The sequence below is a fragment of the Mycobacterium sp. E342 genome (assembly GCF_001667665.1).
In the GTDB taxonomy this organism is placed as follows: domain Bacteria; phylum Actinomycetota; class Actinomycetes; order Mycobacteriales; family Mycobacteriaceae; genus Mycobacterium.
The window spans coordinates 1-15,972 of the sequence record NZ_LZJM01000227.1 but is presented as its reverse complement, the minus strand read 5'-3'; the positions used below and the strand labels follow the sequence as shown (position 1 = coordinate 15,972).

Annotated in this window: 12 protein-coding genes; 6 read left to right on the top strand and 6 right to left on the bottom strand. The window is 70.5% G+C overall.

All coding sequences use genetic code 11. From position 1 onward, the window contains the following. The first annotated feature begins 164 nt into the window (after positions 1 to 164). Both A5692_RS17630 and A5692_RS17625 read left to right on the top strand, forming a co-directional pair. Entirely contained in the window at positions 165 to 1,073 is a 909-nt protein-coding gene (locus A5692_RS17630) for a LysR family transcriptional regulator (RefSeq protein WP_068058135.1), read from the top strand. 105 nt (positions 1,074 to 1,178) lie between these two features. Continuing rightward, complete coding sequence (locus A5692_RS17625; RefSeq protein WP_068058133.1) at positions 1,179 to 2,345, top strand: NAD-dependent formate dehydrogenase; 1,167 nt, start codon at positions 1,179 to 1,181, stop codon at positions 2,343 to 2,345. Here A5692_RS17625 and A5692_RS17620 read toward each other — a convergent pair. The 4 genes from A5692_RS17620 to A5692_RS17605 all read right to left on the bottom strand — a co-directional run bounded on the left by A5692_RS17620 (position 2,331) and on the right by A5692_RS17605 (position 8,682). Further along, positions 2,331 to 3,776: a lipase maturation factor family protein gene (locus A5692_RS17620; protein WP_068058130.1), complete on the bottom strand. Its 1,446-nt coding sequence runs from the start codon at positions 3,774 to 3,776 to the stop codon at positions 2,331 to 2,333. The genes A5692_RS17625 and A5692_RS17620 overlap by 15 nt on opposite strands. A gap of 88 nt (positions 3,777 to 3,864) precedes the next feature. Next, complete coding sequence (locus tag A5692_RS17615) at positions 3,865 to 8,049, bottom strand: alpha-(1->3)-arabinofuranosyltransferase (protein WP_068058128.1); 4,185 nt, start codon at positions 8,047 to 8,049, stop codon at positions 3,865 to 3,867. Positions 8,050 to 8,224: 175 nt separating this feature from the next. Beyond that, a complete protein-coding gene (locus tag A5692_RS17610; RefSeq protein ID WP_065443914.1) occupies positions 8,225 to 8,398 on the bottom strand; it encodes a DUF2613 domain-containing protein in 174 nt (57 codons plus the stop codon). A gap of 83 nt (positions 8,399 to 8,481) precedes the next feature. Continuing rightward, positions 8,482 to 8,682, bottom strand: coding sequence for a DUF2613 domain-containing protein (locus A5692_RS17605; RefSeq protein WP_068058126.1), 201 nt, complete (start codon positions 8,680 to 8,682; stop codon positions 8,482 to 8,484). A gap of 135 nt (positions 8,683 to 8,817) precedes the next feature. Between A5692_RS17605 and A5692_RS17600 the strand changes: the two genes are divergently transcribed. From A5692_RS17600 to A5692_RS17590, 3 genes are all read left to right on the top strand, one after another. After that, entirely contained in the window at positions 8,818 to 9,957 is a 1,140-nt protein-coding gene (locus tag A5692_RS17600) for a glycoside hydrolase family 3 N-terminal domain-containing protein (RefSeq protein ID WP_068058124.1), read from the top strand. 123 nt (positions 9,958 to 10,080) lie between these two features. Beyond that, a complete protein-coding gene (locus A5692_RS17595) occupies positions 10,081 to 10,734 on the top strand; it encodes a TetR/AcrR family transcriptional regulator (RefSeq protein WP_068058122.1) in 654 nt (217 codons plus the stop codon). A gap of 16 nt (positions 10,735 to 10,750) precedes the next feature. After that, positions 10,751 to 12,001: a chloride channel protein gene (locus A5692_RS17590; protein WP_068058120.1), complete on the top strand. Its 1,251-nt coding sequence runs from the start codon at positions 10,751 to 10,753 to the stop codon at positions 11,999 to 12,001. Between the two features lie 5 nt (positions 12,002 to 12,006). On the opposite strand, the gene A5692_RS17585 is transcribed toward A5692_RS17590, so the two are convergent. Both A5692_RS17585 and A5692_RS17580 read right to left on the bottom strand, forming a co-directional pair. Next, positions 12,007 to 12,849, bottom strand: a complete 843-nt coding sequence (locus A5692_RS17585) for a MaoC/PaaZ C-terminal domain-containing protein (protein WP_068058118.1) — start codon at positions 12,847 to 12,849, stop codon at positions 12,007 to 12,009. A 19-nt stretch (positions 12,850 to 12,868) separates the two neighbouring features. Then, entirely contained in the window at positions 12,869 to 14,233 is a 1,365-nt protein-coding gene (locus tag A5692_RS17580) for a 3-oxoacyl-ACP reductase (RefSeq protein ID WP_068058116.1), read from the bottom strand. A 150-nt stretch (positions 14,234 to 14,383) separates the two neighbouring features. Here A5692_RS17580 and A5692_RS17575 point away from each other — a divergent pair, with 150 nt between their 5' ends. Beyond that, positions 14,384 to 15,724, top strand: a complete 1,341-nt coding sequence (locus A5692_RS17575; protein ID WP_068058114.1) for an acetyl-CoA C-acetyltransferase — start codon at positions 14,384 to 14,386, stop codon at positions 15,722 to 15,724. Positions 15,725 to 15,972: the final 248 nt, after the last annotated feature.

Below are 15,972 nucleotides of genomic sequence, written 5' to 3'. Positions count from 1 at the left end.
CGGGGTTTAGTAGTGCGCGCCGAGCTCGAGGTCCATTTTCCACTCGATCAGCCCGTAGCCGCCGTCCTCCCAGCCTACCACCACCCCGAAAAACTCCTACGGCACGACGACGATGACGACGCGGCCTAGCGACAGCGCCGCCTCTGCGCGTGGTCGAATGGTCCGTGCTATTCCGTCAGCTGGAGTATTTCGTAGCGCTCGCTCAGGAGCGCCACTTCGCGCGCGCGGCGAGCGCTTGCTACGTCTCGCAGCCCGCGCTGTCGGAGGCCATCCGCAAGCTCGAACAGGAGCTCAACGTCCCGCTGGTGCGGCGTGGACAGAAGTTCGAAGGCCTCACTCCCGAGGGCGAGCGGCTGGTGCCCTGGGCCAGACGCATCCTGGCCGACCGCGACGCCCTGCGACAGGAGGTTACGGCGCTGCAGACCGGCCTGACCGGCGAACTGCGGCTCGGGGTGGTGCCCGCTGCCTCGACTACCGTTGCGCTGCTTACCGATCCGTTCTGCGCGGCGCATCCGTTCGTTCGGGTCCAACTCGAGGTCAACCTCCGTTCGGCAGGAATCATCGAACGGGTCCGCCGGTTCGAACTGGACGCGGGCATTCTCTATCCGGACCAACAGGATACCGCCGACATGCTGGTCACCCCGTTGTACCACGAGCAGCCGGTGCTGCTCGCGAGCGCGGAGTTGCTCGACGGAAAGCCCGAGAACATGACTTGGTCGGACGCATTGGAACTGCCGCTGTGTCTGCTGACGCAGGGCATGCGCGGCCGTCGCGTCATCGATGACGCGTTGGCCACCCAAGGCCTCGAGGTGACCCCGCAGCTGGAGACCGACTCTGTGGTGGCGCTGCTTGCGCACGTCCGCACCGGCCGATGGGCCAGCATCATTCCGCAGCCCTGGATCCACACCCTGGGCGCCCCCGCGGGGGTCAACGTGGTGCGGCTGGAACGCCCGTCCGTCACGGCGTTGATCGCGCTGGTGACAAACCGGACCGAGCCGGGCTCGTTGTTGGCCCGGGCGCTGAGGCATACGGCGTTCGAGGCTCGCATCGCCGACACGCTCGACGGGCCCTGAGCTCGCCTGATCGGCACCGCCTATCGGCTGGTCGGAATCCGGTCTTGGACGATCCCACCCCCGCCCGCCAAGACTGGAAGTCGTTGCCCATCAAGGAGGATTCTCGTGGCCAAGTGTGTGATGGTGCTCTACCCCGACCCCGTGAACGGCTATCCGCCGCGATATGCGCGAGACACCGTTCCGGGAATTGATGGCTACCCCGACGGCAACACCGTGCCAACCCCCTCGGCGATCGACTTCACCCCCGGCGAGCTCCTCGGCTGCGTTTCGGGTGCGCTGGGGCTCCGCAAGTTCTTCGAAGACGGGGGTCACGAACTGGTGGTGACGTCGGACAAGGACGGACCCGATTCGGAATTCGAGCGAGAATTGCACGATGCAGACATCGTTATCTCGCAACCATTCTGGCCGGCTTACCTGACCAAGGAGCGCATCGCGAAGACGCCCAATCTCAAGCTGGCGCTGACTGCCGGCATCGGTTCCGACCACGTCGATCTCGAGGCGGCGAAACAGCACGGAATCACCGTGGCGGAGGTGACCTACAGCAATAGCATCAGCGTCGCCGAACACACCGTGATGCAGATCCTGGCGCTGGTGCGCAACTTCATCCCGTCGCATCGGTGGGCCGTCGAGGGCGGCTGGAACATCGCCGATTGCGTGGAACGGGCGTACGACCTGGAGGGCATGGACGTCGGGTTGATCGCTGCCGGCCGGATCGGACGTGCGGTGCTGCGTCGGCTCGCGCCGTTCGACGTCAAGCTGCATTACACCGACACGCGCCGACTGCCAGCGGAAGTAGAGAAGCAACTGGACGTCACGTTTCACCCCAACGTCGAATCGCTGGTCAAGTCCGTCGACATCGTCTCGATCCATTCACCGTTGTACGAAGCCACCCGCCAGATGTTCAACGAAAAGTTGCTGTCAACGATGCGGCGGGGCTCCTACATCGTCAACACCGCACGCGGCGAGGAGACCGTCCCCGAAGCGATCGCCGCCGCCCTCCGCAGTGGTCAGCTCGCGGGCTACGCCGGAGATGTCTGGTATCCGCAACCGCCACCACCGGATCACCCGTGGCGGACTATGCCCAATAACGCGATGACACCGCATGTTTCGGGCACAACGCTGTCGGCTCAGGCTCGCTACGCCGCCGGTACCCGCGAGATCCTGGAATGCTTCTTCGCCGGAAAGCCCATCCGTGACGAATATTTGATCGTGGCGGGCGGGAAGCTGGCGGGCACCGGAGCCCTGTCCTACCAGAGCTCAGCCGTGCTGTGACGTCGCCGTCGGCAGCGCCATCGGCCGGACGTAGCCGCCGATCAGCGTCCGATGCCACCAGGCTCGCTCACGGCGCAGCTCGGCGGGTGTGGTGAAGCGGTACTCGTACAGCAGCGCGCGCACGTACCGCGGCGGCGAATCCGGAAACGGATTGTGCCGCAACAACCGAAGGGTGGGCCGGTCGTTACGCAGGAGGCGCTGCAGGAACGGTGTGAGCCACGGCTGCGCGTAGGCGGGCGAGATGGCGGCGAACCACATCAGCCAGTCCAGCCGCAGGTGATAGGGCGCCCACTGCCGGGGGAGCCGACGCACGGCGCCGGGCTTGCCCTTGAACTCGTATTCCTTCCAGGCCGTCCGGTCGGTGAGGTGTGCGTCGTCGGTGCCCTCGATCACCACCTCGCGGCGGACGCGGCCGATGCTGCCGAACGCGCCGTAGGTATTGACCAGATGAAAGGAGTTGAACGACATGTTCATTCGCTGGCGGGGTGACAACATGTTGCGCACCGGCCAGTAGCTCATGAACAGCACCGCCGCCGCGAACGCGATGACCAGCGGGACGAACCACAGCGGCGTCGCCGACGGCGCGGCATGGCCGGCCAAGCCGAACAACGCGGATACCGCCGAGTCGTCGATCGCGCTGCAGGCCAACAGGATCGTCACCCAGTTCAGCCAGGCGAAGTTCCCCGACGCCACCAGCCACAGCTGGGTGACGACGATGATGGCCGCGGCGATGCTGGCCACCGGTTGCGGCGCGAACAACCCGAACGGGACGACCAGCTGCGAGAAGTGGTTGCCCGCCACCTCGATTCGGTGCAGCGGCTTGGGCAGGTGGTGGAAGAACCAGCTCAACGGCCCCGGCATGGGCTGCGTCTCGTGGTGGTAGTACAGACACGTCAGGTCGCGCCAGCACGGGTCGCCACGCATCTTGATCAGCCCCGCGCCGAACTCCACCCGGAACAGCAGCAAGCGGGCCATCCACAGCGTCAGCAGCGGCGGAGCCACGTGATTGTTGCCGAGGAAGATCATCAGGAAGCCGGTTTCCAGCAGCAGCGACTCCCAGCCGAACGCGTACCAGGTCTGCCCGACGTTGACGATCGAAAGGTAGAGCACCCACAGCGTCAGCCACATCAGCATCGCCGCCCACAGCGGCACCGCATCGGCCCCGCCCGCGACGATCGCCGCCGCCACCGCGGCGCCGAACCAGGACACCGCCGCGAACAGGCGATCGGAGTAGCGCAGATGAAACACGCTCGGCGCCCGCCAAAACGACTGCCGGGCAAGGAACCGGGGGATCGGCTGTAGCCCGTGCTCCCCGATCAGCGCGCGGAACTGGGCCGCGGCCGCGACGAACGCCAGCAGGTAGACCACGGCGACGCCGCGCTCGAGCACCAGTCTGCCGAGCCAATATTCGGGTGCGGAAAACCAGCCCATGGCCGTATCTCCTCGGACGGTCGCGGTCACACAGACCCGCATATCCAGTCAAGCAGGCGGTAAACCGGCAGCCAATACCCCTAACCGGCTATTCGTCGCGGGCCGGGCGGACCCGTTCGGGCAGAACCACCGTGGAAGTCGCCAGCGCCGCCAGCGAAATGAGCGCCAGCAGCTGGACATTCGCGGAGTGGCCCGCGTAGCCGTCGACCGATCGCCAGGGATTGCGGGACAGCACCGCCCCGGCCAGGATCAGCCCGCCGGCGCTCAGCGCCATCGTCGCGCGGTCCAGCCGCCGGCCCCGCAGCGCGTACCGCAGGCTCAGGGCGGCCCCGACCACGGCGACCCCGCCCGCGCCGGCGATCACCGCCCCGCAGCCCAGCACCCCGACCGCCGCCCATCCCCCCGGGCGCCACGGCCGCGCGGGCGCGTCGGCGACGCCACGGCGCCGGCTGCGCCACAGCGCGAGCAGGGCCAGCAGCGGCAGCAAGGCCAGCCCCACCGCCAGCCCCACTCGGTACGGCGTGTTGGACGGGAAGGTCAGCGTGATGGTGCCGGGGTCTCCCGGGGGCACCACCCAGCCCTGCTGCCAGCCGTTGACGGCCACCGGGTTCAGCCGGGCCCCGGCGGCGGTGCGCGCCACCCACCCAGGGTTGATGCTTTCGGGGATCACCAGCACCCGCGAAGCGGCCGACGGGGGAGCCTGCACCGCGCGGCGGTCCGGACCCCACGCCCGCCACACCGGCAGCGCGGCGGCAGGTGCGGTGGTGGGCTGCGGGGCGGTCATCGCGGGGGCGGCCGGTGACAGGTCGACGCCGTCGACGACGAACTGGGCGCCCGGGCTGACCAACAGCTCCTGCTGGCCCGCCGGCAGCGCGATGGGATCGCGGTCGCAGGCCCGCGCGGCAATGGGCTCGTCGTCGAGCAGCGCGCCGACGGTGGTGCGGATCGACGTGTGCACGAACCGGCCCGCGACCGCGATCACCGGACCGTGGTCGCAGTCGACGGCGACCTCGCGCGCGCGGTCGCGGGCCGCGTCGGCGGGCGCGATCGGGTTGCCGTCGGCGCCGAGCGCCGTCAGCTCGGCCACCCCCGGCGGCTTGAGCTGGTCGAAGCCCAGCGCGTTGCGGTCGATCACGTCGTCCCAGTCCAGCAGGCTCACGACGACGCTGTCGGTCACCCGGGGGTTCAGCGGGATCGTCTGCGGTTCACCGGGTTTCAACGCGCGGACCTGCGGGCCGTCGCCGAGGTTGACGGCCACCATCCTGGGGTGCGCGGGCAACGCCGACCGGCTGGGCACCAGCCGCAGCGCGGTGACCTCGGTGGGCCGCGGCAGGGTCAGCGTCAGCGTCGGGGCGGTCTTGTGTTGCACCACCCGCTGTGGCGCCGTCCACGCGGTGGCCGGGTCGCCGTCGGTCGCCGCGTACGCCGAGCCGAGGACATCCACCAGGTCGGAGTCGCCCCGCGCCCGGGTGGTGCCCGGCTCGGCGACCAGGTCGGCGAGCTTGGGCCCCTGCCGGGGCCGCACCCACACCAGCGGGCTCACCGACACCGGCGCCGGGACGGTCAGCGTCCGGCTGACATTCACCGGCTCTTCGGGCGCCAGAGCCATCGACGGCGCGCAGCGCACACCGTCGGGCGTCGGCGCGCAACCCGGCCTGCCGAGCAATTCCGAACCCAGGTCCCAGCCCGCGACGGCCGAACCGGGCGGCGGCCCGGGGACCCGCACGGTGTGCCGCAGGTCGACCGGGTGGGCGAACCCGGACGCGTCGTACTGGGTGATCGACAGGTCGGTGACGCCGAATTGCACGCCGGGAGAGCCGTCGTCGGTGCCCGCGGCGGTGATCCGCACCCACGGCGTCTCGCCGTAGGGCAATGCCGCGGCGAGCGGCTTGCCGGGCTCGTCGAAGCGCAGTGTCGTGCTCCCGGTCGCCGTTTCGAGCAGGATGCGGCGCACCTGCGCGCCCACGGCGGTCGCGCTGGGGGTCAGCGTGATCGCCGCATTGGTCACCGGGTGGTCGAAGTCGACCTGCAGCCACTGCCCGACGGCGGCCTGCAGGGAGTTGGACACCCAGGCGGTCGCCGGGTCGCCGTCGACCGCGGCGACGGGGGAGGTCGCCGGCGCGACGTCGGGCATCGCGGTGGAGTCCGACGACGAACTCGACACGGTGACCCGGCCGCCGGTCCAGGCGCCGACGACCGGGTCGGCGCCGGGGACGGGATAGTCGGGCACCCGGTTGTAGGTGTGCCGCGCGTCGCCGTCGGCCCGGATCGCCGACGAATGCTGGTCCACCCGGCCGTAGTCCGTCTCGCGGGCCACCGGGGTGTCGGTGACGGTCACCATCGGCACCGGCAGCCCGGCGCCCCGCGCGTCGGCGGTCATCAGCACCGGACCCAGCGGCGGCTCGCCCTGCAGCCGGCGGCGCTCGTCGAGGCGCAGCAGCACCTCCGGCCCGCCGTCCACCCGGGGCAGCCGGTCGACGTCGGCGAAGTACGGGGCGCCCGAGCCGCCGGCGACCCGGTATACCTCGACGGCCGGGTACCGCGGACGCAGCCCGCTGTCGGCGACGAAGCCCGCCAGCGTGCCTGGCCCCACCGGCTCGCCGAACTGCGCCACCTTCTGCAACCCCGGGGAACCGTCGACTGCGCGGTGCACCAGGAGGGGACGCGCCGAGCGCGACGTGTCAGGGTCCAGGTCGTTGCGCACCACCACATACGAAATACCTTGGCGGGCAAGGGTATCGGCCAGGCCGGCCGAGGGGCGCCCGGCGGCGAACAGGCGTTGCACCGAATCGAGTGCCCGGATGGTCTGCGGCGGGGTCAGGGGGATGGAGTCGCGCACGCCCCACGGGCTGGCACCGAGCACCTGCAGCGGCTCGTCATGGCTGGTGCCCCACACCTGCGTGGCGAACGGCGCGCCCGGGGCCACCAGCACCCGGCCGGGAACCGGTGTCCCGGTGTTGTGCCGGTCGAGCCAGTCGGCGGTTTCCTGCCAGTACCGGGGTATCGCGCTGAAGGTGCCCGGCGGGGTCAGCCGCCCGGTCCACGCCAGCGACGTGCTCACCATCAGCGCCGTCAGCACGACGATCGCCACCGCCACCCGCCTGTCTCGCTCCGGGTGGGCGAACGCGCGCAGCCACGCCGAGGCCGGTGCCCATCCGGGCAGCGGTATCCGGCCCAGCACCTGGGCGATGCCCAGCGCGATCGGGATCCGGACCACCGACCCCAGCTTGTGCACGTTGCGCAGCGGCGCCCCGCCGGCGTCCAGGAACGCCTGCACCGCGTGCGCCACCGGCGAGCCCAGGCCGCCGCTGTAGCCGGCCGCCATCAGCAGCACGCCGGCCAGCAGCATCGTCACCAGCCGCCCCCGCGCCGGCATCGGCGGACTGGCCAGCCCCGCCAACCCGGCCGCCGCGACCAGGCAGGTGGCCAGGACGGCCGCCGAGCCGGTCACCAGCGGCGCGCCCGCCGTGGCGGTCGGCGCCACGTACGGGGTCCAGCTGTCGGTGCCGCGCAGTATCTCGGTCAGCGACGACCATTGCGTCGTCACACCGGAGGACTCGATGAAGTCCAGGAAGGGCGGGCTGATCGCCCGCAGCATCACCAGGGCCACCACCCACCACAGCGTCGCCAAGAACAGCGCCGCCAGCCACCACCCGGTGTAGCGCCACCACAGCCGGTTAGGCCGGTGACAGGCCCACCAGATCACCGCGGGCAGGCAGCCGGCCAGGGTGGCGATCGCGTTGACCGCGCCCATCAACGCCACGGCCAGGCCGGCCCGCGCGGCGAGCGCTCGCACCGACCGGTCCGTGGACGCCCGCAGGGCCAGGATCGTGGGCAGCAACACCCACGGCGCCAGCATCATCGGCAGCGTTTCCGACGAGATGGAGCCCAGCGTGGTCAGCACCCGCGGCGACAGCGCGAACGCGGCGGCACCGATCACGCGCGATGCCGGGCTGCCGATCCCCAGCGCCTCGGCGACCCGCAACACCCCCCAGAAGCCGACGGTGAGCAGCAGCGCCCACCACAGCCGTTGGGTGACCCACCCCGGCACGGAAAGCAGGTGGCCGACCGCAAAGAAGGTGCCGTGCGGGAACAGGTAGCCGTAGGCCTGATTCTGCGCCTGCCCGAACGGCAGCTCGCTGTTCCACAGGTTGGTAGCCCGGGCCAGGAAGCGCAGCGGGTTGGCGGTGAGGTCCAGTTTGGTGTCGGGGGAGACCCGTCCCGGCGACTGGGCGAAGCTCAGCAGCAGGGCGATCGCGCCGGCCAACCCCAGCCACCGGCGCGAAAGGGGCGCGGCCGACGAGCGCGAGGCCGGCGCGTCGGACCACGTCCTCGCCGCTGATTCCGAGGGCGGCGACCCGTTACGCCCGGCTTTGCCGCGCTTGCGATCGCCGGAATCCGATGGCGGCGACCCGCTACGCCCGGCTTCGCCGCGCTTGCGATCGCCGCTAGCTACGGTTGCCGTACTCGACCCGGTTGAGCACTGACGACTGCGGATCGCCCCCGGGGAGTGGCGGTTTCGTGTCCTGCTGCACCATCAACGTGATCCCGAAAATCGCTGCCGCGCCGAGCAACAGACCAACCACCACGCTCGCGGCGGCGGGCGCAATGATCCGGTTCATCAAGGCTCCTTACAGCATCGGGAAACGTGGCGACGGCCTAGCGACAACCTAGCAGAAGCGCGGTTTGCGCCCCGGTGCCCTGGTCAGGGCAGGCAGTGCCGGTGAAAGCACCGGTCGCCGTATTGCACCTGATGCGGACCGAGCGGGATCAGCAGCGCGGGGCGGCCCCGCACCGGCGCCGCGCCGTGGTCGGCGACGGCCAGCGTGACGCCGACGGTGGTCGCGACGCCGACCGACAGACCGACCGCGATGCTGGCCGCGGCGGCCACGGTGAAACCGGTCAACGCTGGCATCTTGCCCCCTACCCCCGCTGGCACCAGCCCAGGAGTGCCCCCGCGCCCGAAGAAGAAAACCCCCGACGAAAACCCCGTCACTCCCCAGATCCGGAGGCCCGGATAGCGCCATGAAAACATGGCCCGATGTCATTTTCGCGCACCCTGGCCGTGCTCGCGTCCGTGTCGGCGTTGGTGGCGGGCTGCGCTCACCACGCCGCGCGGCCTCCCGGCCCGTCGGCTTCGGTCAGCAAGCCGTCGGCCGCGCCCGCACCGCCGGCATGCGGTGACCTCACCACGCTGCCGGTCCGCGACAAGCTGGCCCAGCTGTTGATGGTGGGGGTGAAGAACGCCGATGACGCCCGGTCGGTGGTCAACGGCTACCACGTCGGCGGCATCTTCATCGGCAGCTGGACCGACCTCTCGATCTTCAAGGGCCCGCTGGCCGACATCGCGGCGAAGGCCGGACCGCTCCCGCTCGCGGTCAGCGTGGACGAGGAGGGCGGCCGGGTGTCGCGGTTGCGGTCGCTGATCGGCGCGGCGCCATCACCGCGGGAACTGGCCCAGACCCAGACCGTCGCCCAGGTCCACGACCTGGCCGCCGAGCGCGGCAAGAAGATGAAAGACCTGGGCATCACCGTCGACTTCGCCCCCGTCGTCGACGTCACCGACGCCACCGACGGCGTGATCGGAGACCGCTCGTTCGGCGGCGACCCCAACACGGTCACCGCCTACGCCGGCGCGTACGCGCAGGGCCTGCGGGACGCCGGGCTGCTGCCGGTGCTCAAGCACTTTCCCGGCCACGGGCACGGCTCGGGCGACTCGCACACCGGCGGCGTGGTGACCCCGCCCCTGGGCGACCTGCAGAACGTCGACCTGGTGCCCTACCGCACGCTGGTGACCGCGGCCCCGGTGGCGGTGATGCTGGGCCACCTGCAGGTCCCCGGGCTGACCGGCGACGAACCGGCCAGCCTGAGCCCCGCGGCGGTGCGGCTGCTGCGGGACGGCGTCGGCTACGGCGGCCCGCCGTTCAACGGCCCGGTGTTCACCGATGACCTGTCCAGCATGGGGGCCATCTCCGACCGGTACGGCGTGGCCGAGGCGGTGCTGCGCACCCTGCAGGCCGGGACCGACGTCGCGCTCTGGGTCACCACCGACGAGGTGCCCGCCGTCCTGGACCGCCTGCAGAAGGCGGTGGCCGCCGGCGAACTGCCCGCGCAGCGGGTCGACGACGCGCTCGGGCGCGTGGCGACGATGAAAGGCCGCAGCCCAGCCTGCGGCCACTAGCGGTGATCGCGAGCGCGGCGAAGCCGGGCGAAGCGGGTCGCCGCCATGGCCACTAGAACGCCTGTGCGCCCGACGCGCGTTGCTTACCCTGGAGTCAGATAGCGGGGCTAAGAGAGGCATGCGATGGCGGGTGGCACCAAGCGCTTACCCCGCGCTGTCCGCGAGCAGCAGATGCTCGACGCCGCGGTGCAGATGTTCTCGGTCAACGGCTACCACGAGACCTCAATGGACGCCATCGCCGCCCAGGCGCAGATCTCCAAGCCGATGCTCTACCTGTACTACGGCTCCAAGGAAGACCTGTTCGGGGCCTGCCTGAACCGTGAAATGAGCCGGTTCATCGACGCGGTGCGCGCTGACATCGACTTCACGCAGAGCCCGAAAGACCTGCTGCGCAACACCATCGTGTCGTTCATGCGCTACATCGACGCCAACCGGGCGTCGTGGATCGTGATGTACACCCAGGCCACCAGTTCGCAGGCGTTCGCGCACATGGTCCGCGAGGGCCGGGAGCAGATCATCGAACTGGTCGCCGGGCTGGTGCGGGCCGGCAGCCGCACCCCGCGGACCGAGCGCGAAAACGAGATGATGGCGGTGGCGCTGGTGGGCGCGGGCGAGGCGATGGCCAACCAGCTCAGCACCGGCGACATCGACGCCGACGAGGCGGCCGAGCTGATGATCAACTTGTTCTGGCACGGCCTGCGGGGCGCGCCGGAAGAGCGTGAGGCAGCCGCGGCGGCGCGGCCGGAGAAGGGCGGCCCCAGCGCTCGCGCCCGCTAGCCCCTACATTCGACGTGTGGCTCGACCGCCCGCCCGCCGCAACGCCGAATTCTTCTGCGCCGTAGTCATCGTCGGGTTGCTGGCCGGGGTGGCCGGGCTGGCGGCGACGTTCGTGCTGCGCTTCGTCCAGCACGTCACCTACCACTACACCTTCGGCGCGCTGCTGGCAGGCGTGGCCGCGAGCAGCCCGGTGCGCCGTGCCGTCGGACCGATGATCGGCGGCGCCTTGGCGGGGGTCGGCTGGTGGGCGTTGCGGCGCAGGGCCGCGGTGCCGCCGCTGGCCGAAACCATCGCCCGCCGGGAACCGGTGCCACGGCTCTCCTGGAGCATCGACGCGCTGCTGCAGGTGCTGCTGGTCGGCTCCGGTGCGTCCCTGGGCCGCGAGGGTGCGCCCCGCCAGTTCGCCGCGGCCCTGGGCGACTGGGGCACCACGTGGCTGGGACGGTTGACGTCACGCGATCGCGAGATCCTGCTGGCGTGCGCGGCCGGCGCCGGGCTCGGCGCGGTCTACGCCGTTCCGCTGGCGGGCGCGCTGTTCGCCGCGCGGATCATGCTGACCACCTGGCAACCGCGGGCGCTGGGCGCCGCGCTGATCACGTCCAGCCTGGCCGTGGCCGTGTGCTCGGCGGTCACGCACGATCAGCCCACCCTGGACTGGCCCAACGCGAACCTGTCCTTCGAACTGACCGGTCAGGCGCTGATCTTGGCGCCGCTGGCGCTCGTGGTGGGGCTGGCGTTCAACCGGTTGATGGCCGCGGCACGGCCGGCCACGCAGATGCGGACCTGGGTACTGGTCCCCGCGCTCGCCGGCGCCGGGCTGGTGATGGGCATCTGTTCGCACTGGTGGCCGGAGTTGCCCGGCAACGGCCGCAGCATCCTGACCGTCAGCCTGGCCAGCGGGCTCACGCTGTCCGCCGCCGCCGCGATCCTGGCCCTCAAGCCGTTATTGACCGCGCTGTTCCTCCGTGCGGGCGGTGCCGGCGGCATGCTGACGCCGTCGCTGGCCACCGGCGCGGCGGCGGGATCGCTGCTGGTGCTGACGATGAACATGGCGGCCGGAATGCATCTGCACGGGCCGACGGTCTCGCTGGCGGGCGCCGCCGGAGTGCTCGCCGTGACGCAGGGCTCACCGATCTGGGCGGCCATCTTCGTCTGGGAGCTCGCCCGCCCGCCGCTCTGGCTGCTCCTGGTCTTCCTGGTCACCGCGGTCGGTGCGTACGGCTTGAAGCTTCTGGTCAGCGGGCGCGTGGGGACGCACTCGGGCTGAAACGTCTACAGCGCCCGCACGGTGCCGGTGAGATACGGGTAGCCCTTGGCGATGTTGCGCAGCGCGATATCCCAGCCGTCATGGCCTTCGTCGATGTACAGCCCCGCGGTGGCGGGCAGCACCAGCGGCTTGCCGAACTTCACCGAATACTTCACCGCGTCCGGGAGCCGCGCTTCGATGTTCGCCAATACGGCTGCGGCGCTGTACATTCCGTGCGCGATGACGGTCGGGAAGCCGAACAGCTTGGCCGCGATCGGGTTGGTGTGGATGGGGTTGTGATCGCCACCGACCACGGCGTAACGACGGATCAGGCCGGGACTGACCCGCAGGACCGCGCTGGGTGGGGGCAGCTTGGGCTGCCTCTGCGGCGGCGGCTTGGGCTCGTCGGAGAGGCTGGTGCGTTGCTGGTGCAGGAAGGTCGTCACCTGATGCCACGCGGTGTCGGTGCCGACGCTCACATCGGTCACCAGGTCGACCAGCAGGCCTTTGCGGTGCTCCCGCAGGTTCTCGGCGTGCACGCGCACGCCCACGGTGTCGGTGACCGCGATCGGCCGATACTGCGTGATGTGATTCTCGACGTGCACCGAACCCATTGCGGCGAAAGGGAAGTCGAACCCGGTCACCAGCGACATCATCGCCGGGAAGGTGAGCGCGAACGGATAGGTGAGTGGCACGGTGTTGCCGTACCGCAGGCCGGTGACCCCGGCGTACTCGGCCACGTTCGTGCGGTCGATGGGCAATTCCTCGATAGCCACGGTGCGCGTCGGCAGCTGGTTCCCGCGCGACACCACCGGCAGTGCCCCCGCCGCCGCGCGCAGCATGTTCCTCAGGCCGCTCGGCTGGTTCATCGCGTTCTCCTCCTCGCAGCTATGCGCCCAGCATGGCCTGGCCGCAGACGCGAATGACGTTGCCCGTCACCGCGTTTGACGCCGGGCTGGCGAAATAGGCGATGGTCTCTGCGACGTCCACGGGCTGGCCGCCCTGCAGCAGCGAGTTCAGCCGGCGGCCCACCTCGCGGGTGGCCAGCGGGATGGCGGCGGTCATCTGGGTTTCGATGAACCCCGGTGCGACGGCGTTGATCGTGATGCCCTTGCCGTAGAGCTCGGGCGCCAGCGCCTGGGTGAGGCCGATCATCCCGGCCTTGGTGGTGGCGTAGTTGGTCTGCCCGCGGTTGCCCGCGATGCCGGCCATCGAGGAAAGCCCGATCACCCGGCCACCCTCGCCGAGGGTGCCGTTGCCCACCAGCCCTTCGGTAAGGCGCAGTGGGGCAAGGAGATTCACGGCCAGCACGGCGTCCCAGCGGGCGTCGTCCATGTTGGCCAGCAACTTGTCGCGGGTGATGCCGGCGTTGTTGACCAGCACGTCGGCGCGGCCGCCGTGGTGCTCGCGCAGGTGCTCGGTGATCTTGTCGACGGCGTCGGAGGCGGTGACGTCGAGCCACAGCGCGGTGCCACCCACCCGGCTGGCGGTCTCGGCCAGCGCCTCGGCGGCCGACTCGACGTCGATGGCGACGACGCGGGCGCCGTCGCGGGCGAACACCTCCGCGATCGTGGCGCCGATCCCGCGGGCCGCACCGGTCACGATGGCCACCTTGCCCTCCAGCGGCCGCTCCCAGTCGGCCGGCGGTGTGGAGTCGGCCTCGCCGACGTAGAACACCTGGCCGTCGACGTAGGCGGACTTGGCCGACAGGATGAACCGCATGGTCGATTCCAGGCCCGTCGCAGCGGGTTTGGCGTCGGGCGACAGGTACACCAGCGCCACCGTGGTGCCGTTGCGCAGCTCCTTGCCCAGCGAGCGGGTGAACCCTTCCAACGCGCGCTGCGCGATCCGCTCGTGCTGGTCGGCGGCGGTGTCGGGCGAGGTGCCGACCACGACGACGCGGGCCGAGTGCCCCAGGTTGCGCAGCAGCGGGGTGAAGAATTCGTACAACCCCCTGAGTCCCTCCGGCGTCGTGATCCCGGTGGCATCGAAGACCAGCCCGCCGAACTGGTCGGCCCAGCGGCCGCCCAGGTTGTTGCCGACCAGGTCGTAGTCCTTGGCCAGCGCGGCGCGCAGCGGCTCGACCACCCGGCCCTCACCGCCGATCAGCAGGGACCCGGCCAGGGGCGGATCGCCGGGCCGATAGCGGCGCAAGGTCTCGGGTTGCGGGACGCCGAGCTGCTTGGCCAGAAACGATCCAGGACCGGAGTTGACGACCTGCGTGAACAGATCGGGCGAGACCTTGGGAGCCACCGGAGCTACCTTCCATGTGCTTCTCAGTCGGGGGTGTGCCTACAGCACAACCGTATCGAGGTCGAACTTACTTCAGAGTAAGAACAGTGGGTAGTATGGCCCCAACGGGCATCCGGAAAACCAACAGACCGCAGATACACGGAGAAGACAGTGGCCCCTGCAAGTTCCGAGTCAAGCAACCAGCGCAGCTCGCAGCGGCGACGAGTCGCCGTGCTGGGCGGCAACCGCATCCCGTTCGCCCGATCCGACGGCGCGTACGCCGAGGCGTCCAATCAGGACATGTTCACCGCCGCACTGGGTGGGCTGGTCGACCGCTTCGGGTTGGCCGGCGAGCGCTTGGGTGCGGTGGTCGGCGGCGCCGTGCTCAAGCACAGCCGGGACTTCAACCTGACCCGCGAATGCGTGATGGGCTCCGAGCTGTCGTCGTACACGCCGGCATTCGACCTGCAACAGGCCTGCGGCACCGGCCTGCAGGCGGCGATCGCCGCGTCCGACGGCATCGCGTCCGGCCGCTATGAGGTGGCCGCCGCGGGCGGCGTCGACACCACCTCCGACCCGCCGATCGCCCTGGGCGACAACCTGCGCCGCACGCTGCTCAAGCTGCGCCGCTCCAAGTCCAACGTCCAGCGGCTGAGGCTGCTCGGCACGCTGCCCGCCAACCTCGGGATCCAGATACCGGTCAACAGCGAGCCCCGCACGGGGCTGTCCATGGGCGAGCACCAGGCGATCACCGCCAAGCAGATGGGCATCAAGCGCGTCGACCAGGACGAGCTCGCCGCCGCCAGTCACCGCAACATGGCGGCCGCCTACGACCGGGGTTTCTTCGACGACCTGGTCACCCCGTTCCTCGGCCTCTATCGCGACGACAACCTGCGGCCGGATTCTTCGGCCGAGAAGCTGGCAAAGCTCAAGCCGGTGTTCGGGGTGAAGTCCGGCGACGCGACGATGACCGCGGGCAACTCGACCCCCCTGACCGACGGGGCCTCGGTCGCGCTGCTTTCCAGCGAGGAGTGGGCGGCCGCCCACTCGCTGAAGCCGCTGGCCTTCCTGGTGGACGCCGAAACCGCCGCGGTCGACTACGTCAACGGCCGGGACGGCCTGCTGATGGCGCCCACCTACGCGGTGCCGCGGCTGCTGGGGCGCAACGGCCTGAGCCTGCAGGACTTCGACTTCTACGAGATCCACGAGGCCTTCGCCTCCGTGGTGCTGGCGCACCTGCAGGCGTGGGAGTCGGAGGACTACTGCAAGGAACGGCTGGGGCTGGACGCCGCGCTGGGTTCAATCGACCGGGCCAAGCTCAACGTCAACGGCTCGTCGTTGGCCGCCGGCCACCCCTTCGCCGCCACCGGCGGGCGGATCCTCGCCCAGGCTGCCAAGCAGCTCGCGGAGAAGAAGGCGGATCAGAAGGGCGGCGCGGGCAAGCCGCTGCGGGCCCTGGTCTCCATCTGCGCCGCGGGCGGGCAGGGCGTGGCCGCGATCCTGGAGGCCTGAACCGCCCGCTTCATGACATCGGTCACAGCGGGTTAGTAATCCGGGCGGAAGGGTATCCGAGAGCGCGGATGACCCCGTGTTGTGGTCTGACCCCCCGACCCCGACGGCAATACGGGGCATCCCTGAATCGACCGCCGGTCAGCGCGGACGGGCGTGCGAAAAGGGCCGCCGCTGGAGTGAGGGGATCCAGCGGCGGCCTTTTTTGGCGCCGGGAGCGCCAGATAAAAACCCCGCTCCCGAAATGGGAG